Below are 18227 nucleotides of genomic sequence, written 5' to 3'. Positions count from 1 at the left end.
GCGCGGCAACGCCGCCGCGCCGGCCCCGGTCTCCCAAGCCTCACACGGCCATCACCGGCGAGAGGACCATCGTCATGAGCACGATCGATCGGCGCTGCCTGCTCCAGGGAACCGCCGCCATCGCGGTGACCGCGACTCTGGCGGGCCAGGGCACCGCCCGGCCGGCCGCCGCGCACCCGGCCGGGCGGATCCCGGGTGACCTCGGTGAGCCGCTACCGCTGGACGGCCGTCCGTTCCCGGAGTACGACTACTCCCGCGCCAGCAAGCTACCCCGGGAGATGACCGGCTACTGGACGAAGTCCTTCGACGTGGCGGGCACGACCCGTACGGCGAAGGTGTACATCTCCCCCGAGACACCCATCCGCTCCTACTACACGGTGATCGCCGTTCCCGACGGCGTCGAGACGGGCGAGTTCCTCCGGCGAGCAGCCTGGGCCGAAATCGCCGACCGGCGCGAGGAGGGCCTCTTCGTCCTGGAGCCCGGCCCGGACGGCTGGGGCACCGCCACGCAGGAGGCCGCCTACGTCGAAGCCGCGACGGTGTTCTTCCAGAACAACCGCTATTTCTCCATCTTCGGTCTGCATTACCTCGTCGGCTACGGTTCCGGCGCCGCACCCTTGGAGGCCTGGGCGGTTGCGCACCCCTTGCGGGTCATCAGCCAGGTGTACGTCGACTCGTCCGGACTCGACGCGGCGTACCTGAACTCGTACGCCGGCCGTGAGTTCGGTGGCGAGACCGAGGGCAGCTACACCCCGGTCGAGTTCCCTGACGGCTTCGACCTGATCCGGTACGACGAGACGGTCCTGCCCACTTGGTACATCCGCCCCGACCGGACCTCGATCGACGCGAGCCTGTCGTACTGGAGACGGGCCAACGACACCGGACGCCGCGCCCGGCCGGACCGGACCCTCGGTGCGGTGTACCCGCAACGCCACGGCTCCCGGCGGTGGATGACGTCCTACGCCGGGCCGATCTCCCAGGTGGCCGTGCAGCACCGCCCGGCGAGCACGCACCGCATCGTGGACTTCCTGACCCAGTACACCCGGTACGAGAACTTCTTCGCCTACGGCAACCAGCTCTTCGAACGCGCCGACTACGCGAAGCTGGGCGTCCAGGTGCGCACCATGATGGTCGAGGGCTTCCTCCGCGAATACCTCGTCCATGTTCCCCGCTCCGCCCGCCGGCTGTGGCGTGACCGGGCGCCGGTCGTGTTCGTCTGGCCCGGCAACACCCAGACCGCCAAGGTGTTCCTCGATGCCGCCCAGTGGTGGAAGGTCGCCGAACGCGAAGGGTGCGTCCTGGTCATCATCGGCGAGCAGTACAGCGCCAGCTCCGTGTCGGTCAGCCACCGCGACTCGCACACCTTCTACCGGCAGCTGCGCGACCTGATCACCGACGAGTTCGGGGTCGACCCGACGAGGTTCTACTCCACCGGTCAGTCCGCCGGCAGCGCGGTGACCCAGAACTTCGCCATCGCCTACCCGGAGTACTTCGCCGCGGTCGCCTCGACCTCGTTCACCACCGCCCCGGACGCCGCCGGCACGGTCGGCATCGACGGCGTCCAGGTTCCAGCCAGCGGCCGGCCGATCCCCAACTATCAGATCTACGGGTACGGCGACCTCGGCTTCCTCGCCGGTGACCTCTGGGACGACACGCAGAACTCGCTCGACAGCTGGGCGCGGTACCACCTGGGCACCAACGGGCTCACCCTCGCCGACGTGGACACCGTCGCCGGGAGACGCCACGGCTGGCAGGACCGCTTCCAGACCTGGACCTGGCACGACGACGACACCGCGATCCACGTCCTGAAGCTGTCCAAGAACCTCTACCGCTCGCACAACACCATGCCCGAGGAGATCCCGCTGCTGTGGGACTTCCTCAAGCACTACCGGGGCGAGGTCGAACGCGACGGCAACGTCGTCCGCTATTACAGCCGCTCCGCGTTCCAGCACCCCCGGGACGCGGAGCGGCTCTGATCCGAAATGCCGCACGGCCGCGCCTGGGTCAGCGGCCGGCCCGCAGCAGTTCCTCGGAGTCCGAGAGCATCGCTTCCGCGTCCGCGGGAACGCCGGTGAAGTGCTCGAACGCGGCAACGGCCTGGTAGACGCTCATGCCGGCGCCGTGCAAGGTCACGGCGCCGGTCGCGCGTGCCGCCTGGAGCAGTGCCGTGTCGGTGGGCCGGTAGACGATGTCGGCCACCCACAGGTCTTTGCGCAGATCGTCGGGCGCGACCGGTGAGCCCGGGTGGTGCGCCATGCCGATCGGAGTCGTGTTGATCAGCCCGTCGGCGCCCGAAAGCAGCCTGGCCAGGTCCGCGTGCGCACCGACCGCGACGCGGTCGGCACCGAATTCCGCAGCGAGCAGGCCCGCAAGCCGGTGCGCTCTGGCCGCATCGACGTCAACGAGAGTGAGACGGCGGGCGCCCAGCGTCAACATGGCGTGCGCGACCGCGGATCCGGCTCCCCCGGCGCCCAGCTGCACCACCTCGTTCCTGGGCTCGGCGCGGAAGTTGCGTTCGAAATTGCGGGCGAAGCCCACCGCGTCGGTGTTGTAACCGCAGGTGGCACCGTCGGCGAAGACCACGGTGTTGACCGCACCGAGAATCCTCGCCTCAGCCGAGAGCTGGTCGAGATGCCGGACGATCTGCTGCTTGAACGGGTAGGTGACGTTGAGTCCCCGGTAGCCCAGTGTGCGGGCCCAGCGGAGCAGACCGGGCAGATCATCGGCGGTGAGGCCGGACGCGGCCGAGTCGATAATCGTGTAGAGGAGCCGGATTCCCTGCCGGTCGGCCTCCCGCTGGTGCAGCAGTGGTGCGTGCGAGGACCCGATACCCGCCCCGAGCAGCCCGACCAGGACCTGCGTTTGCTGAGGGCTGGTCACCCGTACCTCTTCCCCGGTTCGGTCGTGGGGCCGGCGGACCGCCGGCCCCAGCCCTGCGGTCAGGCCGATGCCCGGATGCTCTTGTAGAGCTCCAGGTTCTCACCGGTGAAGTGGGTGTTGAAGAAGGATTCCGCCTTGCTGATGAACGCCGCCCGGTCGACCTGGTCGATCTCCACCACGGTGCGGGTGGAGTCGCCGCGCCAGCCGTCGAGGACCTTCCCGGTCTCGTCGTCGACGCATTTGCGGTTCTCGGCGCGGATGTCGTGGATGGCCTTGAACAGCGCGTCCTTCTGGGGCTGGCTCATCTTCTCGAGGGTCTTGTCGGACATCACGACGTAGTGGGTGCCGACTTGGTGGTTGGTGAGGCTGGCGACCTTGAGGATCTCGTCGAACTTCTGGGCGTGGGTGGCCACGACCGGGTTCTCCTGGCCCTGAGCGACGCCCTGCTGCAAGGCCAGGTAGAGCTCCTCGACGGCGATCGCTACGGCGTCGGCGCCGAGCGCCTTGGCGTTGGCGAGGAACTGCGGGGTGTTCGGGAAGCGGATCTTCTTGCCGGCGAGATCCGCCGGCTTGCGGATCGGCTCGGTGGCAGTGAACGTGCGCATACCGAAGTACCACGCGTCGACGATGGTGGTGTCGGTCGCCGTGTTGAAGTCGGTGAAGAAGTCCTTGCCGTTCTGGTCGACCCACTTGAAGAAGTGGTCGACGTCGTTGAACGCATAGGCGGCGTCGAGCACGCCGATCTGCGGGAAGGCGGTGGACATCGCCGAGCCGCCCTGCAGGTCGATGTCGATGTCACCGCTCTGCACCCCGGCGTAGCGTTCGGCGTCCGGGCCGAGCTGGCTGTTGGGGAACATGTCGATGGTGAGGCCGAGGTTCTGTGCCTCGACCCGTTCCTTGAGCAGTTTCATGCCACAGTAGAAGTTCGGCTGGCTCTCCGGCTGAGAGCTGCCGATCTTGATGGTCAGAGTGGGGTTCTCGCCTTCGGCGGCGGGGGTGTTGTTCGAGGTGGAGCACCCTGTGGCGAGCACGAGTGCGATGGGAAGGGTGAGCGCCGCGGTGATGCGGCGCCATCCTGCGGGACGTTGGTGCATGGCGTTTCTCCTCCCGGTGTGGGATGGCGGGCTGGTGGGTCAGAAGCCGAGGAGGCCGGGTAGCCAGAGCACGAGGCCGGGCAGTGCGGTGACCAGGATCAGCACGGCGATCAAGGGAATGAGGAACGGGGCGACACCGCGGAAAACGACGTCGACCGGTTTGCCGATGACGGAGCTGGTGATGTAGAGAACGCTTCCCACGGGTGGGGTCAGCAGGCCGATCATCAGGTTGATGATCATGACGACGCCGAAGTAGACGGGGTCGACGCCGAGTTCCATGGCGATCGGCAGCAGGACCGGCACCGTCACGAGGATGACCGCGGTGGCGTCGATCAGTGCGCCGAGGATCAGCAGGATGATGTTGACCAGGATCATGAAGACCCAGGGGCTCTCCGTGACGGCCGTGAGGTACTCGGCGATGTTGCGCGACACGTGGGCTCGGGTGAGGAGCAGGCCCAGCAGCGCGGCGGCACCGAGGATCAGAGTGATGCCGGCGGTGATGACCGCGGTCTCGCGTAGCGCCTGCAGCAGCAGCCGTGGTGTCGCGGAACGGTAGATCAGGCCGAGGATGAGCATGTAGAGGACGGCGACGGCAGCCGCTTCGGTGGGGGTGAACGTGCCGGAGAGGATGCCGCCCAGCAGGATCACCGGAGTCAGCAGCGGGCCGACGGCGTTCACCGCTGCCCGGGTGAACCGGCTACGGTCGAACTGCACCGAGCCGAACTGCGGGCGGCGCATGGTCCACAGCAGGATGTAGATGCACAGCCCGGCCGCCATGGCGAACGCCGGTAGGACGGACGCGGCGAACAGGGCACCGGTGGAGACGGTCGCGGTCGCCGCGTAGATGACGGCGGGGATGCTCGGCGGCATCACCGGGCTGATGAGCGAGGACGAAGCCGTAAGCCCGGCGGCGAATCCGGCAGGGTACCCCGCCTTGACCATCGCCGGGATCTGCATCTTGCCGAGACCGGCCACGTCGGCGAGTGCGGAGCCGCTCATCCAGGAGAAGCCGACCGCGGAACCGACGTTGACGTACGCCAGGTTTCCGCGCAGCCGGCCCAGCGCGGCCAGGCAGAACTCGTAGAGCCGGTCGGCGATGCCGAGCCGGTTGGCCAGCACACCGACCAGGATGAACAGCGGGACGGCGAGCAGCGGGAAGCTGTTGAGCCCGTCGAAGGTCGTCTTCAGGGCGAAGCCGGCGGAGCGGCCGTCGGCGATCGCGTACCACAGGCTGGGGCCGATGAAGGCGAGGGCGACGGGGACCCGGATGAGCAGCAACAGGGCGATGATCGCGCCGACCATCCACAGTTCGAGGATCATCTTGCCTCCGCCGCGTCGAAGGGGACGTCCTCGCGGGCTGCGGTGAAGACCCGCACGAAGGCACGCACGGTGCCGGAGACGAAGCCGAGCATCGGGACGACGTAGAGCATCCAGATCGGGATGCCCAGAGCAGCGGTCGTCCGGGTCGGGTACGCCTGGATCAGCTCCCACGCCTCCCAGACGAGAACCGCGCAGATCAGACCGGTCACCGCGGCGGACACGGCTTTGACCACGACGAAGGCCCGCCCTTTGACCAGGTAATCGATGACCTGGATGGTGATGTGGCCGTTGTTGCCGATCAGGTAGCCGACCATGATGAAGGTCAGCACGATCAGCGAGTAGTTGGCGAGCTCGCTGACGCCCGGCCAGTTCAGCGCGGGCACGTAGCGGCTGATCACCTGCCAGAGGACGCTGAGGAAGATCGTCGTCAGCGCAAGGCAGGCGATCCACAACTCCCCCGCCGCCCAGGTGCGCAAGACTCTCGGCTCGTGCCAGTGCTGTTCCGGCTCGGGGCCGGACAGCGGGCCGTCGGGGGTGGCGACGGGTTCAGCTGTCATCGGCCATCGCTCCCGGCACATGGCCCGGCCGGCGGCAGCGCGGGCCGGCGACGCGGGACGGGGTGGTCAACAATGCGCCCTCGCTCTCAGGTGTACGTCTGTCGCGACACGAGGTGCCGCGGTTGTGCCGTCACGGCGGTGACCGGAATCGAACTTCGGCCACTCGGCCAGGGCCACCATCGGACGTGCGGACTTTGGGATGGCATGTCACAGGCTTTTTATAAAGCTTCACTGCGGACCACTGTTCGGACCTGGTGGACCACTGTGTGGACTAAGTGTAAAGTACGGGCGGCCCTCGTCCCTGGCAAGGGCTTGAGTCCGGACCGTTACGGATCGGTGAAAGGTGCGTCCCGCAGGCGAGAATGGTGGCGATGCAGGAAGGATGGTCAGCGGACCATTCCGGCGACACAAGGAGAGTGCAGAACCGTGGACGCGCCCCTCACCCGCAATTCCGCGGCCAAGCCGTCCGCGGCGGAGTCCGCTGACCAGCAGGGCGTCCGAAGCGTCCAGCGCGCGCTGGGCATCCTCGGCCTGCTGACCGATGAACGGCCCACCGTCTCCGTCCGCACCATTGTGGAGGAGACCGGCCTGGCCAAGACCACCGTGCTGCGGCTGGTGTCGACTCTGGAACAGAGTGGCCTGCTCTGGGCCACCGGCAGCGGATACATGGCGGGACCCGGACTCTGGCGGTGGGCGCATCTCGCTCAGCGCAGCTGGGAGCTGCCGCCCGAGACCCAACGCGAGATGCGCGAACTCGCCGCGCGCCGGCGCGAGACCGTGAACATGTATGTAGTCCGTGACATCTACCGGGTGTGCGTCGCGCAGCAGGAGAGCCCGCAGCCGCTGCGGCATGTCGTCCAGGTCGGCGACGAGCTGCCGATGTGGGCGGGCGCCTCCTCGAAGGTGCTGTTGCGCGACGCGTCCGACGGGCTTCTGGAGCGGATCGCCAGGCAGTCGCCGCACGGCCCGCAGCACGCGGCGACGATGCGCGAGTGGATCGACGAGACGGCCGCCAAGGGGTACGGCGAGAGTCACGGCGAGCGCGAGGCCGGCCTGTCGGCCGTGGCCGTTCCGATTCTCGGGCAGTCCGGCAGTGTCGTCGCCGCGCTGGCGCTCAGCGGGCCGACCGTCCGCTTCACCTCCGAGCAGGTCACCGCGTTCGCCGCCGACCTTCGGCAGATCGCTTCGCAGATGGCCGACCGGGGTTTCGATCGCCCCTTCGGCAGCGGAAGCTGACCGCTCCCCCGCTGTCACCACGGCAGTTCCACGGCCGAGCCGGTGCGCGACGACTCGTAGACCGCCTCGACGATCGCCAGTGATCGCAGCGCGTCGCGACCGGTGACGGCCGGTTCACGGTCCTCCCGCAGCGCCGCGACGAAGTCGGCGATCTGCTGGGCGTGGTACGGCGCGAGATGGTCGTGGACCTCGGCCAGGGCGAGATCGAACCGGCGACCGGTGGCGTACCCAGTGGCGAACGCCTCCTCATCGGGCAGGGTCCGCACGTCGGTGAAGCCGACGCCCTCGGGAAACTCCATCACGCTCGCCGTACGGCCGCGGGCATCGCTGACCCACACCTGCACGCCGAGCCCGGGCTGGAAGGTGGTGCCGGCCTGCACCGTGGCGACGGCGCCGGAGGCGAACTCGATGAGCGCGGCGGCGGTGTCCTCGACCTCGATGACGTCCTGGTGAGCGAGGGTCGCGCACCGGCCGGTCACTCGTCTGGCGGGGCCCATGAACCACTGGAGCAGGTCGATGTGGTGGATCACCTGGGTCATCAGGACCCCGCCGCCCTCCGTCGCCCGGCGACCGCGCCACGGTTCGGCCCGGTAGTAGTCCGCGCCCCGGTTGAGGCGGGCGACCACGGCACCGCAGATCGGCAGGCTCATACGCCCGTCGTCGATCGCCGCACGGATGCGCGCCGCCGCCGGCCAGAACCGGCGCTGGAAGAGGACGCCGAACTTCACCCCGGCGGCCGCGGTGGCGGCGACCATGCGCTCGCCCTGGTCGACCCGCAGGGCCATGGGTTTCTCGCAGAGCACGTGGGTGCCGTGGCGGGCGGCGGCGAGCACCCCGGCCTCGTGTTCCGCGTGCGGGGTGCAGATGGTGACCGCGTCGAGTCCGGCGGCAAGCATCTGCTCCGGATCGCCGAAGGATCGATCGATGCCGTGTTCCGCGGCGAACGACCGGGCCCGCCCCGGGTCGATGTCGGCCACCGCGGCCACGTGGACGCCGTCGACACCGCGCAGGGCGTGCACGTGGTTGCGGGCGATCCGGCCGCAGCCGAGGATTCCTATCCGCACGCCTCGCCGCCTTCCGACAGGTGGGTGGCGAGGCCGCGCATCGCCATCTCGTAGACCTCTGCGCCGAAACCCGCCAGGAATCCCCACGCGGTGGCCGCGGTCAGCAGGTCCCGGTAGAGCGGCTCCCGGCCGAGCACGTTGGTCAGGTGCACCTCGACGATCGGGCGGTCGAGCATCCGCAGCGCGTCATAGAGGGCCACGGCGCGGGTGGACAGGCCCGCCGGGTTGATGATGACCGGCGCCGCCTGGTCGTATGCCTGGTGAACCCAGTCGATGAGCTGCCCTTCGGCGTTGGACTGAGCGAGGAACAGGTCGAAGTCGAGTTCCTCGGCGACCGTCCCGCATCTCTTCTCGATGGCGGGCAACGTCACCGGGCCGTACAGGTGCGGTTCGCGCCGGCCGAGCATGTTGAGATTGGGACCGTTGAGGATGAACAACCGCTGCGCCACGGACGGCCTCACCTTCTGGTGCCGACGGCCGGCGCCGGCACCTCGGGGGTCACTCGAAGATGCCCTGGTAGATGTCCTTGATGTTCCAGTGCCCCGGAGTCGGCACCGGTTCATTGACCATCGGCACGTCGATGACCGCCGGTCGACGAGCGGCCAGGGCGGCACGCAGCGCGTCGCCGAGGTCGCCGGCGCCGGCCAGGGTGTAGCCGTCGGCGCCGCAGGCGCGGCCGAGAGCGGCGAAGTCCGGGCTGTACGGTGTGCCGTCCGGTCCGGTGAAGTCGCAGCCGTAGCTCTGTCCGAAGTTGGCGGCCTGAAGGTCGCTGATGGTGCCGTGGGACCGGTTGTTCATCACGACGAAGATGACCGGGGCGCCCTGTTCGACGGCCATCGGCAGGGCCGGGAGCTGAGCGCTCATGCCGCCGTCACCGATCAGGGCGACCACGGTGCGGCCGGGCTGGGCGATCTGGACGCCGACCGCCGCGGCCGGGCCGAAGCCCATCGTCGAGGCGCCACCCGGCGTGATGAACCGTCCGTCCTCCGGCAGTTCGTAGCACTGGGCGACACCGTTCTTGTTCCAGCCCACGTCGGTGACCAGGACCGCGTCGGCGGGCAGGATCGAGCGCAGGTCGGTGAGGATGCGTTCCGGGCGCAGCGGGAAGTTCTCGCTGGTGCCGCGTTCGCGGCTGTCGGTGAACAGGGTGCGCCGGGTCGCGGTGATGGTCTCGCGCAGCCCGTCGCGGTGCCGGGGTTGCGGATGGCGGGCGCGCACGGCGGTATCGATCGCTCGCACGGCATGGGTGACGTCGGCGACCGCGCCGACGGCGACCGGGTAGTTGCGGCCGATCTCGGCGGGGTCGATGTCGATCTGGATCAGCTCGCCGGGCGGGAACTGCCAGGTGTAGCGGGAGTCCCAGGAGCTGGCGTCGGTCTCGGCGAAGCGGGAGGCCAGGGCGAGGACGACGTCGGCCTCGCGGGTGTACTCGTTGGTGATCTTCAGGCCCCAGAAGCCCGGCATGCCGAGCAGCAACGGGTGGCTGTCGGGCAGGGTCCCCTTGGCCATCAGCGAGTGCACGACCGGGATGTCGAGATGCTCGATCAACGAGCGCAACGCGTCCAGGCCGGGCCCGCGACGCAGTCCCCCGCCGAGGTAGACGAGCGGTTTGTCGGCGGCGAGCAGCATGCCGGCGATGCGGTCCGCGACATCGGCGGGCAGGCCCGGGCGCTGCGCGACGGCGAGCGGGTAGGCGCCGGCAGTCTCGGCGGGGACCGGCCGGGAGAAGTGGTCCATCGGCACGCTGAGCAGCACTGCGCCCGGGCGTCCGGACGCCGCGGTCCAGAAAGCGCGTTCGGTGAACCGGCCCAGGTCGGCGACCTGGTGCACCTGCCAGGCGCGCTTGACGAACGGCCGGTAGACGGCGGTCTGGTCGGCGTCGGCGTGCAGGTTCACCTCCTGGTGCGGGTGCCGGCCGTGGTAGTAGGACGGGATGTCACCGGCGATCGCGACCAGGGGCACGGAGTCGAGCGCAGCGGTGAGCACGCCGGTGACGCCGTTGGTCATACCCGGCCCGACGTGCATCAGCACGACGCCGGTGCGGCCGGTGGCCCGGGCGTAGCCGTCGGCGGCGTGCGCGGCGGCCTGCTCGTGGCGGGCGATGACGAACCGGATGCTGCTGCGCCCGATCGCGTCGAGCAGGGCGATGTTGGTGTGGCCGCAGGTGCCGAAAATGTGTTCCACACCGTAGGACTCGAGCTGGGTGACCAGCGCCTCGGCGGCGGTCACGGTCTTCTCGTCCGATTCGATGGTCATCGGGCGTCCTCCTGGTCGCCGAAGAGGGAGATGCCGCGCAGCATCAGGGTCTTGACGACGGTGTAGTCGTCGATCATCCAGCGCGGTGCCTCGCGACCGAAGCCGGAGTCCTTGACCCCGCCGAACGGGATGTGGTCGAGCCGGTAGTTCGAGGACCCGTTCACGATGAGTCCGCCGACCTCTAGCTCGCGCCACGCGGTGACGATGCGCCGCACGTCGTGGGTGAACAGTCCGGCCTGCAGGCCGTAGCGGCTGTCGTTGCAGGTCGTCAGCACGTCGTCGAAGTCGTCGAACGGCTGGACGGCCACGGCGGCGCCGAACACCTCCTCGCGGATGAGACGGGCACCCGGTGGCGGGGACGCGACGACTGTCGGGATCACCGTCGCTCCGTTCCGGCGGCCGCCGGTGGTGATGGTCGCCCCGGCGGCCACCGCCTCGTGCGTCCACGAGACGACGCGTTCGGCCGCGTCGTCGTCGACCATCGAGCCGACATCGGTGGCCGCGTCGAGAGGGTCGCCGACGGTGAGCTTCTCGACCGCGAGGGTGAACGCGGCGAGGAATTCGTCGTACCGGCTGCGGTGCACGTAGACCCGCTGCACCGAGATGCAGCTCTGCCCGGAGTTGCTGTACCCGGTGGCCGCGCAGATCCGGGCGGCCGCGGCGATGTCGGCGTCCTCGCAGACGATGGTCGCGGCGTTACCGCCGAGTTCCATGACCAGGCGCTTGGCGCCGGCCGACCGGGCCACCGCGGCGCCCGTCTCCGGGCTGCCGGTGAAACTGATGACCCCGACTTCAGGCGCGGCGCTCAGGGCCGCGCCGACCGGTCCGCCGCCGTGCAGCACCTGAACCGCCTCGGGTGGCATCCCGGCGTCGAGCAACAGCCGTACCACCGCCGCGGACGACGCGGGGGCCTGTGGCGGCGGTTTCACGATCGTGGTGTTGCCGGCGGCGAACGAGGCGGCGAGCTTGTGTGCGAGCAGGTTGGCCGGCGCGTTGAACGGGGTGATCGCGAGGGCGACACCGACCGGGGCGCGGTGGGTCAGCGCGGTGTTGCCCACGCCGCGGGCCCAGCCCGCCACCGGCAGGACCTCCCCGCCGATGCGGCGGGCTTCGGCGGCGGAGACGGCGAAGGTGTCGGCCACCCGGTCGATCTCGCCGCGGCCGTCCTTGACGGGTTTGCCGAGTTCCCGGGCGAGCAGCGTGGCGATGTCGTCGCGCCTGGCCAGCGCCTCGGCGGCGGCCCGTTCCAGCACACCGGCGCGGGCGGCGGGCGACATCCGGGCGACCGCCTTGGCACCACGATGTGCATACCGAAGAGCGGCATCGATGTCGTGATCGGTGGCCTGCCGGGTGGTGCTGACGACGACTCGGGTCCAGGGACCGACGCGGTCCGCCCGCTGTCCGTCGCTCACCCACTCGCCGGCGATCAGGCATCCGACCGTGGTCGGCGCGTCCTGCGGGACGGCACGGCCAGGGCTGTCAATCATCGGCACTCCTCCGAGCGAACCGCTAGGTAGTCCATATGGACCACCCTGTGGACTAGGTGTAACGTACGGGCCGCGGAGACCCCTGGCAATGGCTGGCTCCGCGGTTTGTTTCGGGGAAGTGAAAGCCGCACTGCTCCGCCGCCTGACCGCCATGCCGGGCTTCTCGCCCGATGACGACCGAGGGGCACGTCTCATGGATGACGACCGACCGTTGCACGGCGTCCGGGTTCTGGACCTGACAAATGTCCTGGCCGGCCCGTACTGCAGCTACCACCTGATGCTTCTCGGCGCAGAGGTCGTCAAGATCGAGAGGCCCGGTGACGGGGATCTGGCCCGCAAGCTGGGTCCGGAACCCGGGTTGAACCGGGCGGCGATCGGCGCGTCCTTCCTCGCGCAGAACGCGGGAAAGAAGTCCGTCGAACTCGACCTCAAGGACACTGCCGACCGGGCGACCTTCGAGGCCCTGCTCACCGGCGCCGACGTCCTGCTGGAGAACTTCCGGGCCGGTGTCCTGAGCCGGATCGGGTACGGCTGGGAGGTGCTGCACCGGATCAACCCACGTCTGGTGTACTGCGCCATCTCCGGGTTCGGGCAGACCGGGCCGATGCGCCAGGCGCCCGCGTACGACCAGATCATCCAAGGCCTGTCCGGGATGATGAGCGTGACCGGCACACCGGAGACCGCCCCGCTGCGGGTCGGGTTCCCGGTCTCCGACACCATCGGTGGCCTCGTCGCCGCCATGACGATCGCCGCCTCGCTGGCCGGGCGGGCCAGAACCGGCAAAGGTGTGTGCCTGGACGTCTCCATGCTGGAGACCTCCCTGTCCGCGATGGGATGGGCCGCATCGAATTTCCTGGTCAGCGGTATCCCCCCGGAGCCGATGGGCGACCAGAACGCCACCGCCGCACCCTCGGGCACCTTCCACGCCGCGGACGGGCCGCTCAACATCGCCGCCAATCGGCAGGAGCAGTTCGAGACTCTTTGCCGGCTCATCGAGCGCCTTGACCTGCTCACCGACGAGCGATTCGCCGACCGCGAGGCGCGAAAACACCACCGGTCCGCGCTCAACGATGCGATCAACTCAGCGCTGCGCGGACGCCCGGCCATCGAGTGGGAGCGCACGCTGTCGGCGGCCGGCGTGCCGGCGGCCCGCATCCTGACCGTCCCGCAGGCGATGGAACTCGACCAGCTGAAGGCCCGCGGCTTCTTCACCGAGCTGGGGTTCCCCGGCGACCCGGACCGGACGCTGCGGGTCACCGGCAGCGGGGTGCTCGTCAACGGTGAGGCCCTGCACCCCCCGGCACCGCCGCCACTGCTCGGTGAGCACAACGACGAGTTCAAGATCGCCACGGACGAGGTGACCGCACCATGAGCCAGGACCGGCCCGAGCCGACCGTCCGAGACGTGTCCGACTGGTGGGCGACAAGCGTCTCGCGCATCGAACCCAACCGCATCGAACTGCGCGGTCACCCCGTCCAGGACCTGATCGGCTCGATCAGCTTCGCCGGGATCATCTGGCTCATGGTGCGCGGCGAGACCGCCACCCCGGGTCAGGAGCGACTGCTCGAGGCGGCCCTGGTCTCCTCCGTGGACCACGGCCCGCACGCGCCGTCCATCGCGGTGGCCCGGATGGCGGCGACCTGCGGAATCGGCCTCAACAACGCCGTGGCGACCGGCATCAACCTGCTGGGCGACGTGCACGGCGGCGCCGGCGAACAGTGCATGACCCTGCTGGACGACGTCCGGCGCCTGCACCAGGACGGCGCCGAGCTCGCCACCGCCGCCGAGACAACCGTGGACTCGTGGCGGGCCCGCTCGAAGTACCTGCCCGGCTTCGGGCACCGGTTCCACACCGTCGACCCCCGCCGCGACCCACTGCTCGCTCAGGTGGAGCAGGCCGTCGCCGGTGGCGTCGTCGACGGTTCCTACCTGCGCGCCGCCCACGCCATCGAGCACGTCCTCGCCGAGGGCCGCAGCCGGCCCGTGCCGATCAACATCGACGGCTGCACCGCCGTCGTCTACGCCGAACTGGGCTTCCCGCCGCCGCTGGCCCGGGGACTGTTCGTCCTGAGCCGCAGTGTCGGCATCCTCGCCCACGCCTGGGAGGAGACCGGCCAGGGCCGCCGCAACAAGGGCCCGATGCCGCCGTGGATCCTGCCGACCTTTACGCAGGACACCTCGTAAGGGTGCGGTGGAAGCGTCGAGACGGCCGGTCGCCGCGACGCTTCCACCGCCGCCCGCGGCCCCCGGCATCGCATCGGCCATCAGACGCTCTCCTCTCTGGCGTTGGCACCGGCCGTACGGCTATGCCGCGTCGGCCGATCTCCGGTTCGCCGGCACGCTGTCGAGGCGGCGGCGCGCCGCGGCGACCGCCAGGCGGGCATGCTCCTTCGCCCCGATCTGCGCCACCAGCTGCGCGCGGGGAATCTCCAAGGCGTACGGGATGCCGGACGGCAGAGCCGCCAGAATTCCGTCGACGTCGATGCCGCCCTCGCCGGGATAGAGCCGTTCGAACCGTGCGGTGTGGATGAGCTCCTCCCTGGTCGGCGGCACCCCCGGCGGCGCGTCACAGACGTGCGCGAAGTGGAACCACCCGGCCGGCAGCTCCCGCAGGTCGGCCACGCTGGAGCCGGAGCGGGCGAAGTGCAGCAGGTCGATCAGGATGCCGGCGTTCGGCTGATCCGCCGACCGCAGAACCCGGGTCGCCTCGGTGAGATCCGGTGTCTCGGTCCACGAGGGGAACTCCAGATCCATGGTCAGGCCGAGCGGGCGGGCCATCTGGCACAACCGCGCGTACCGGTCGATCTTGCGGTTGCGGTCCGGATCGGGCAGCTGGACGATGACGTGGCGCGCACCGAGTTCCGCGCCGGCCTCCAGGAAGCGCTGGAAATCCCGCGGATCCTCGTCGGGACCGATCCTGGCCAACTCGATGTCGAGGACCTCGACCCCGGTGGCCGCCAGGCGCACCTTCGTCGTGCGCATCAGCGCGGGATCGGTGGCCAGCGGATAGTGCGGCTCGACCGGCGTCACCCGGGTCAGGCGCAGGCCCACATACCGGTATCCGGCGTCCGCGGCGGCCTCGACCAGTTCCGGTGGGGACAGGCTCAGCGCCGTCAGGTGGGCCAGGGAATAGTCGTGCTCACGACCGTACGTCTGCTGTGGTGTCTCCCGGAGTCGCCGTAGGCGACGTTGCCGGTGTGCGGCCATCCGCACCGGAGCGCTGCTCGCGGCGCCGTAGCCGGCGTAGTCACCGATGCGTTGCACCACCTCGAAGAACAGCCGCGAGCCCAGCATCTCGGTGTAGAAGTGCAGGTACTCCCCACCCTCGTCGCAGTCGTAGAGAATCGAGTGCTCGCGCAGGGTCGCGAGCAGCTCCGGCTTCGGGGCGAGGCGGGCGTCGAGGTCGTCGTAGTAGTTGTGCGGGATGCGCAGCACCGGCGCGCCGAGCTCACGCATGGCCTTGGCCGCGGCGATCACGTCGTCGCTGGCGAACGCGATGTGCTGAGGGCTCGGCACGGCCGGCGCCCAGGAACCGCGGCGCAGCGGCGCCGTGTTGAGCGTGATCCGCACAGTGTGCCCGGCGTCGGTGGCCGACCGGCTGCGCAGCAGACCGAAGGGTGCGGTGAGCTCGATCGTCTGGCCCGACTGCAGGCCCAGGACCGTGCGGTAGAAGAGGGTGACCTGGTCGAAGTCGTCCACCGGCTCGGTCAGAGCGATGTGGTCGGTCGCGGTCACCAGGCCCCCGGTGCACGTCTCGGCGTCGGTGGCCTCGAAGTCGGCCAGCCAGCCGTTGCCGTCCGCGCCCGCACGGCAGAAGAAGACCGCAGTCCCGTCGGGAGCGGCCACCGAACTGAGGTCGGCCTCCTCCGGTTGACGCACGCGAGGCAGGACCGGAGCGAGCAGCCGAACCGCACGCTCGGCCGAACCCGCGGGATCGCTGCTCTCCAGCCCGAGGGCGCAGATGGCCGCCGTGCCGGGCGCGACCGTCCGCTGCGACGCGAAGTTGAGCAGGATCCGGGCGGCGCCCTGCTGCCACAACTGCACCGGCTTGGAGCGGTGCGACCCGGTCCAGGCGAAGCCCAGAGCGGTCAGGGTACGGGCGACGACCGGGCCGGACACCTCGTCGACGGCGAGTTCGGTGAACATGTGGCCGCCGAGACGCGGCGCGGGGGTCAGGCCGGGTGATCGCAGCCGGCGCCGCGCGACGGGTGGGCCGCCGACGCTGACCGACTCCTGCAGGGCGAGCAGCGACCGCATCCCGTCGATGGCGGCGTGCCGGGGATCAGCTTGCCGGTAGACGTCGTTGAACACCTCGAGCGAGAGCGGACCGTCGTAGCCGGTGGCCAGGACCTGGCTCAGGAACCCGGTCAGGTCGAACGAGCCGAGGCCGGGAAAGAGCCGGTGGTGCCGGCTCCACTCCACTGTGTCCATCTTCAACCGAGGCGCGTCGGCCAGTTGCAGGTGGAACACCTTCGAGCCGGGCACCACCCGGATCCCGGCCAGGTCGTCGCCCCGGGACAGCACGTGGAAGCTGTCCAGGCACAGGCCGAGGGCGGGGTGGTCGGCGCGCCGCACGATTCGCCACGCGTGGGCGTACGTGTTCACGAAGCGGCCCCAGGCCAGCGGCTCGTACGCGATGCGCAGCCCGCGGACCGCGGCCATCTCGGCCAGCTCCCGCAGGTGGTCGGCGGCCAGGTCGTCGTCGTCGACGGCGTCGGCCGACTCTGACGAAGCGACCAGCATCGTGACGGCGCCGAGTTGTTCCAGCACGCCGAGCTTGTGGTCCGCACGGCGCAGGTTGGCCCGGAAGGTGTCGGGGGCGACCGCCTCGAAGTCGCGGAAGGGCTGGTAGAGGTCGATGGTCAGGCCACGACGGGCGCATTCCTGCCGGACCCTCGCCGGTGACCATGCCGACGCGATGAGGTCGCTCTCGAATATCTCGATTCCGTGGAAGCCGGCTGCCGCGGCGGCCGCGAGCTTGTCCTCCAGGGTCCCGGACAGGCAGGCGGTGGCGATCGTCAGGCGTGGTTCGGCGCGCGGTGCGACGGCCGCGCTTCGAGCAGCATCATGATCGGCGATGAGCATGGTGCACTGCCTTCCTCGATGGCTTCGCCCGGCGTCGAGGACGGGCTCAGCGATGCGCCGATGGGACGACACAGGGTGCGCCGCTGACGGTTCCGAACCACAGGCGTTGCCGCTGGCGGCAATGTATGTACTAGTTAGTTAGTTATACGCGTTGCGTGGCAGAGGAGGAAGGGCCACGAACCCGTGACTAAGGTGAATCTTCGATCGAAGGAGGGCCATGTGGCCACGCAGACGCCGGACTCGCCAGCTGCGGCCCCCGCCGCGCGAGACGCTGAACGGACCCGATCCGAGATCCTCGCCGTCGCGACCCGCGAGTTCGCCGACAAGGGCTTCGCCGGAGCCCGCGTCGACGAGATCGCGGCGAAGACCCGCACCACCAAGCGGATGATCTACTACTATTTCGACGGTAAAGAAGGTCTATACATCTCGGCGCTCGAGCAGGCGTACACCGGGATTCGCGCCCTCGAACAGCAGGTCGACGTGGAGCACCTCGACCCGGCCGAAGCGATCCGGCGGCTCGCCGCTCTCACGTTCGACCATCACGAGTCGCACCCGGACTTCATCCGGCTGGTGAGCATCGAGAACATTCACTACGCCCGGCACATCGCCCGGTCCGAGATCCTGGCGGGCCTGGCCAATCCGGCGCTGGACGCGCTGAGCCGGATCCTCGAGCGCGGTCGTGCGGCCGGCCAGTTCCGCGACGACGTCGACCCGATCGACGTACACATGATGATCAGTGCGTTCTGCGTCTTCCGGACCGCCAACCGGTACACCTTCAGCGCGATCTTCAAACGGGACATGCTCGACCCCGCCCGCCGGGACCACTACCGGACCATGATCAGTGACCTCGTGCTGGAGTACCTGACCGCCGGCCGATGACGGGTCGGACCAGCGCGCGTTCGCAGGCGATCAGCGCCGCCTCGTCCTCGGGGTCGCCCTGCCAATCCGGCGGCGCCACGGTGATGCTGAAATCGTCGTACCAGACGGTTTGCCCGGGACTACCGCGGCAGCTCTACTTCATCGGCGTCGGACGGACCCACACCGAAAAAGAAAACCCCTGAACCCGCAACCGCGGGTTCAGGGGTTTCGATGTCTTGAGACATCACAGAGAGCGGACGACGGTGTCCTGGCTCAAGACATAGGAAACCCCTGTCTCAAGTCATCGGAAACTGGTGTGTCGGGACATAGGAAACTTTGGATGACGGTGATCGTCGCGGGGTGTCCTTAGCCCGTGTCGTGATCACTGCC

At 69.5% G+C, this 18227-nt stretch carries 14 protein-coding genes; 5 read left to right on the top strand and 9 right to left on the bottom strand.

From position 1 onward, the window contains the following. Positions 1-74 precede the first annotated feature (74 nt). The gene (locus HJC40_RS38980) at positions 75-1976 is read left to right on the top strand and encodes a hypothetical protein (RefSeq protein ID WP_250008610.1); all 1902 of its coding nucleotides are present in this window, start codon (positions 75-77) and stop codon (positions 1974-1976) included. A gap of 28 nt (positions 1977-2004) precedes the next feature. On the opposite strand, the gene HJC40_RS38975 is transcribed toward HJC40_RS38980, so the two are convergent. Genes HJC40_RS38975 through HJC40_RS38960 form a run of 4 tightly spaced genes read right to left on the bottom strand, consistent with a single transcriptional unit; the run spans position 2005 to position 5851 of the window. Next, positions 2005-2880: a shikimate dehydrogenase gene (locus HJC40_RS38975; protein ID WP_250008609.1), complete on the bottom strand. Its 876-nt coding sequence runs from the start codon at positions 2878-2880 to the stop codon at positions 2005-2007. Between the two features lie 59 nt (positions 2881-2939). Next, the gene (dctP, locus tag HJC40_RS38970) at positions 2940-3974 is read right to left on the bottom strand and encodes a TRAP transporter substrate-binding protein DctP (RefSeq protein WP_250008607.1); all 1035 of its coding nucleotides are present in this window, start codon (positions 3972-3974) and stop codon (positions 2940-2942) included. 39 nt (positions 3975-4013) lie between these two features. Continuing rightward, positions 4014-5294: a TRAP transporter large permease gene (locus HJC40_RS38965; RefSeq protein ID WP_250008606.1), complete on the bottom strand. Its 1281-nt coding sequence runs from the start codon at positions 5292-5294 to the stop codon at positions 4014-4016. Next, positions 5291-5851, bottom strand: coding sequence for a TRAP transporter small permease (locus tag HJC40_RS38960; protein WP_250008605.1), 561 nt, complete (start codon positions 5849-5851; stop codon positions 5291-5293). Before HJC40_RS38960 ends, HJC40_RS38965 begins: the two co-directional genes overlap by 4 nt. 426 nt (positions 5852-6277) lie before the next feature. Here HJC40_RS38960 and HJC40_RS38955 point away from each other — a divergent pair, with 426 nt between their 5' ends. Next, complete coding sequence (locus HJC40_RS38955; protein WP_250008604.1) at positions 6278-7087, top strand: IclR family transcriptional regulator; 810 nt, start codon at positions 6278-6280, stop codon at positions 7085-7087. Positions 7088-7101: 14 nt separating this feature from the next. Here the strand turns inward: HJC40_RS38955 and HJC40_RS38950 are convergent, their stop codons facing one another. Genes HJC40_RS38950 through HJC40_RS38935 form a run of 4 tightly spaced genes read right to left on the bottom strand, consistent with a single transcriptional unit; the run spans position 7102 to position 11894 of the window. Beyond that, positions 7102-8151: a Gfo/Idh/MocA family protein gene (locus tag HJC40_RS38950; protein WP_250008603.1), complete on the bottom strand. Its 1050-nt coding sequence runs from the start codon at positions 8149-8151 to the stop codon at positions 7102-7104. Then, positions 8142-8600 carry a type II 3-dehydroquinate dehydratase gene (locus HJC40_RS38945; RefSeq protein WP_250008602.1) on the bottom strand — a complete coding sequence of 153 codons (459 nt, stop codon included), beginning with the start codon at positions 8598-8600 and terminating at the stop codon, positions 8142-8144. Before HJC40_RS38945 ends, HJC40_RS38950 begins: the two co-directional genes overlap by 10 nt. 49 nt (positions 8601-8649) lie before the next feature. Beyond that, positions 8650-10407: a thiamine pyrophosphate-binding protein gene (locus HJC40_RS38940; RefSeq protein WP_250008601.1), complete on the bottom strand. Its 1758-nt coding sequence runs from the start codon at positions 10405-10407 to the stop codon at positions 8650-8652. Next, a complete protein-coding gene (locus HJC40_RS38935; protein WP_250008600.1) occupies positions 10404-11894 on the bottom strand; it encodes an aldehyde dehydrogenase family protein in 1491 nt (496 codons plus the stop codon). Before HJC40_RS38935 ends, HJC40_RS38940 begins: the two co-directional genes overlap by 4 nt. A gap of 193 nt (positions 11895-12087) precedes the next feature. Between HJC40_RS38935 and HJC40_RS38930 the strand changes: the two genes are divergently transcribed. Then, on the top strand, positions 12088-13266 hold the full coding sequence (locus HJC40_RS38930) for a CaiB/BaiF CoA-transferase family protein (RefSeq protein ID WP_250008599.1): 1179 nt from the start codon (positions 12088-12090) through the stop codon (positions 13264-13266). Further along, complete coding sequence (locus tag HJC40_RS38925) at positions 13263-14078, top strand: citryl-CoA lyase (protein ID WP_250008598.1); 816 nt, start codon at positions 13263-13265, stop codon at positions 14076-14078. The genes HJC40_RS38930 and HJC40_RS38925 overlap by 4 nt, the downstream gene beginning before the upstream one ends. Before the next feature lie 120 nt (positions 14079-14198). Here HJC40_RS38925 and HJC40_RS38920 read toward each other — a convergent pair whose 3' ends face one another. Next, complete coding sequence (locus HJC40_RS38920; RefSeq protein WP_250008596.1) at positions 14199-16979, bottom strand: TIM barrel protein; 2781 nt, start codon at positions 16977-16979, stop codon at positions 14199-14201. A 219-nt stretch (positions 16980-17198) separates the two neighbouring features. Here HJC40_RS38920 and HJC40_RS38915 point away from each other — a divergent pair, with 219 nt between their 5' ends. Then, the gene (locus tag HJC40_RS38915) at positions 17199-17858 is read left to right on the top strand and encodes a TetR/AcrR family transcriptional regulator (protein ID WP_250008595.1); all 660 of its coding nucleotides are present in this window, start codon (positions 17199-17201) and stop codon (positions 17856-17858) included. Positions 17859-18227: the final 369 nt, after the last annotated feature.

It is taken from the genome of Actinoplanes sp. M2I2 (assembly GCF_023544445.1).
Lineage (GTDB): Bacteria > Actinomycetota > Actinomycetes > Mycobacteriales > Micromonosporaceae > Actinoplanes.
The sequence above is the reverse complement of the archived record's forward strand: the minus strand, read 5'-3'. Positions and strand labels throughout refer to the sequence as shown.

Excerpts from the sequence above, each read along its gene's own strand:
- HJC40_RS38980 (WP_250008610.1), top strand. The coding sequence starts at position 75 with ATGAGCACGATCGATCGGCGCTGCCTGCTCCAGGGAACCGCCGCCATC.
- dctP (WP_250008607.1), bottom strand. The coding sequence starts at position 3,974 with ATGCACCAACGTCCCGCAGGATGGCGCCGCATCACCGCGGCGCTCACC.
- HJC40_RS38965 (WP_250008606.1), bottom strand. The coding sequence starts at position 5,294 with ATGATCCTCGAACTGTGGATGGTCGGCGCGATCATCGCCCTGTTGCTG.
- HJC40_RS38960 (WP_250008605.1), bottom strand. The coding sequence starts at position 5,851 with ATGACAGCTGAACCCGTCGCCACCCCCGACGGCCCGCTGTCCGGCCCC.
- HJC40_RS38940 (WP_250008601.1), bottom strand. The coding sequence starts at position 10,407 with ATGACCATCGAATCGGACGAGAAGACCGTGACCGCCGCCGAGGCGCTG.
- HJC40_RS38935 (WP_250008600.1), bottom strand. The coding sequence starts at position 11,894 with ATGATTGACAGCCCTGGCCGTGCCGTCCCGCAGGACGCGCCGACCACG.
- HJC40_RS38930 (WP_250008599.1), top strand. The coding sequence starts at position 12,088 with ATGGATGACGACCGACCGTTGCACGGCGTCCGGGTTCTGGACCTGACA.
- HJC40_RS38925 (WP_250008598.1), top strand. The coding sequence starts at position 13,263 with ATGAGCCAGGACCGGCCCGAGCCGACCGTCCGAGACGTGTCCGACTGG.
- HJC40_RS38920 (WP_250008596.1), bottom strand. The coding sequence starts at position 16,979 with ATGCTCATCGCCGATCATGATGCTGCTCGAAGCGCGGCCGTCGCACCG.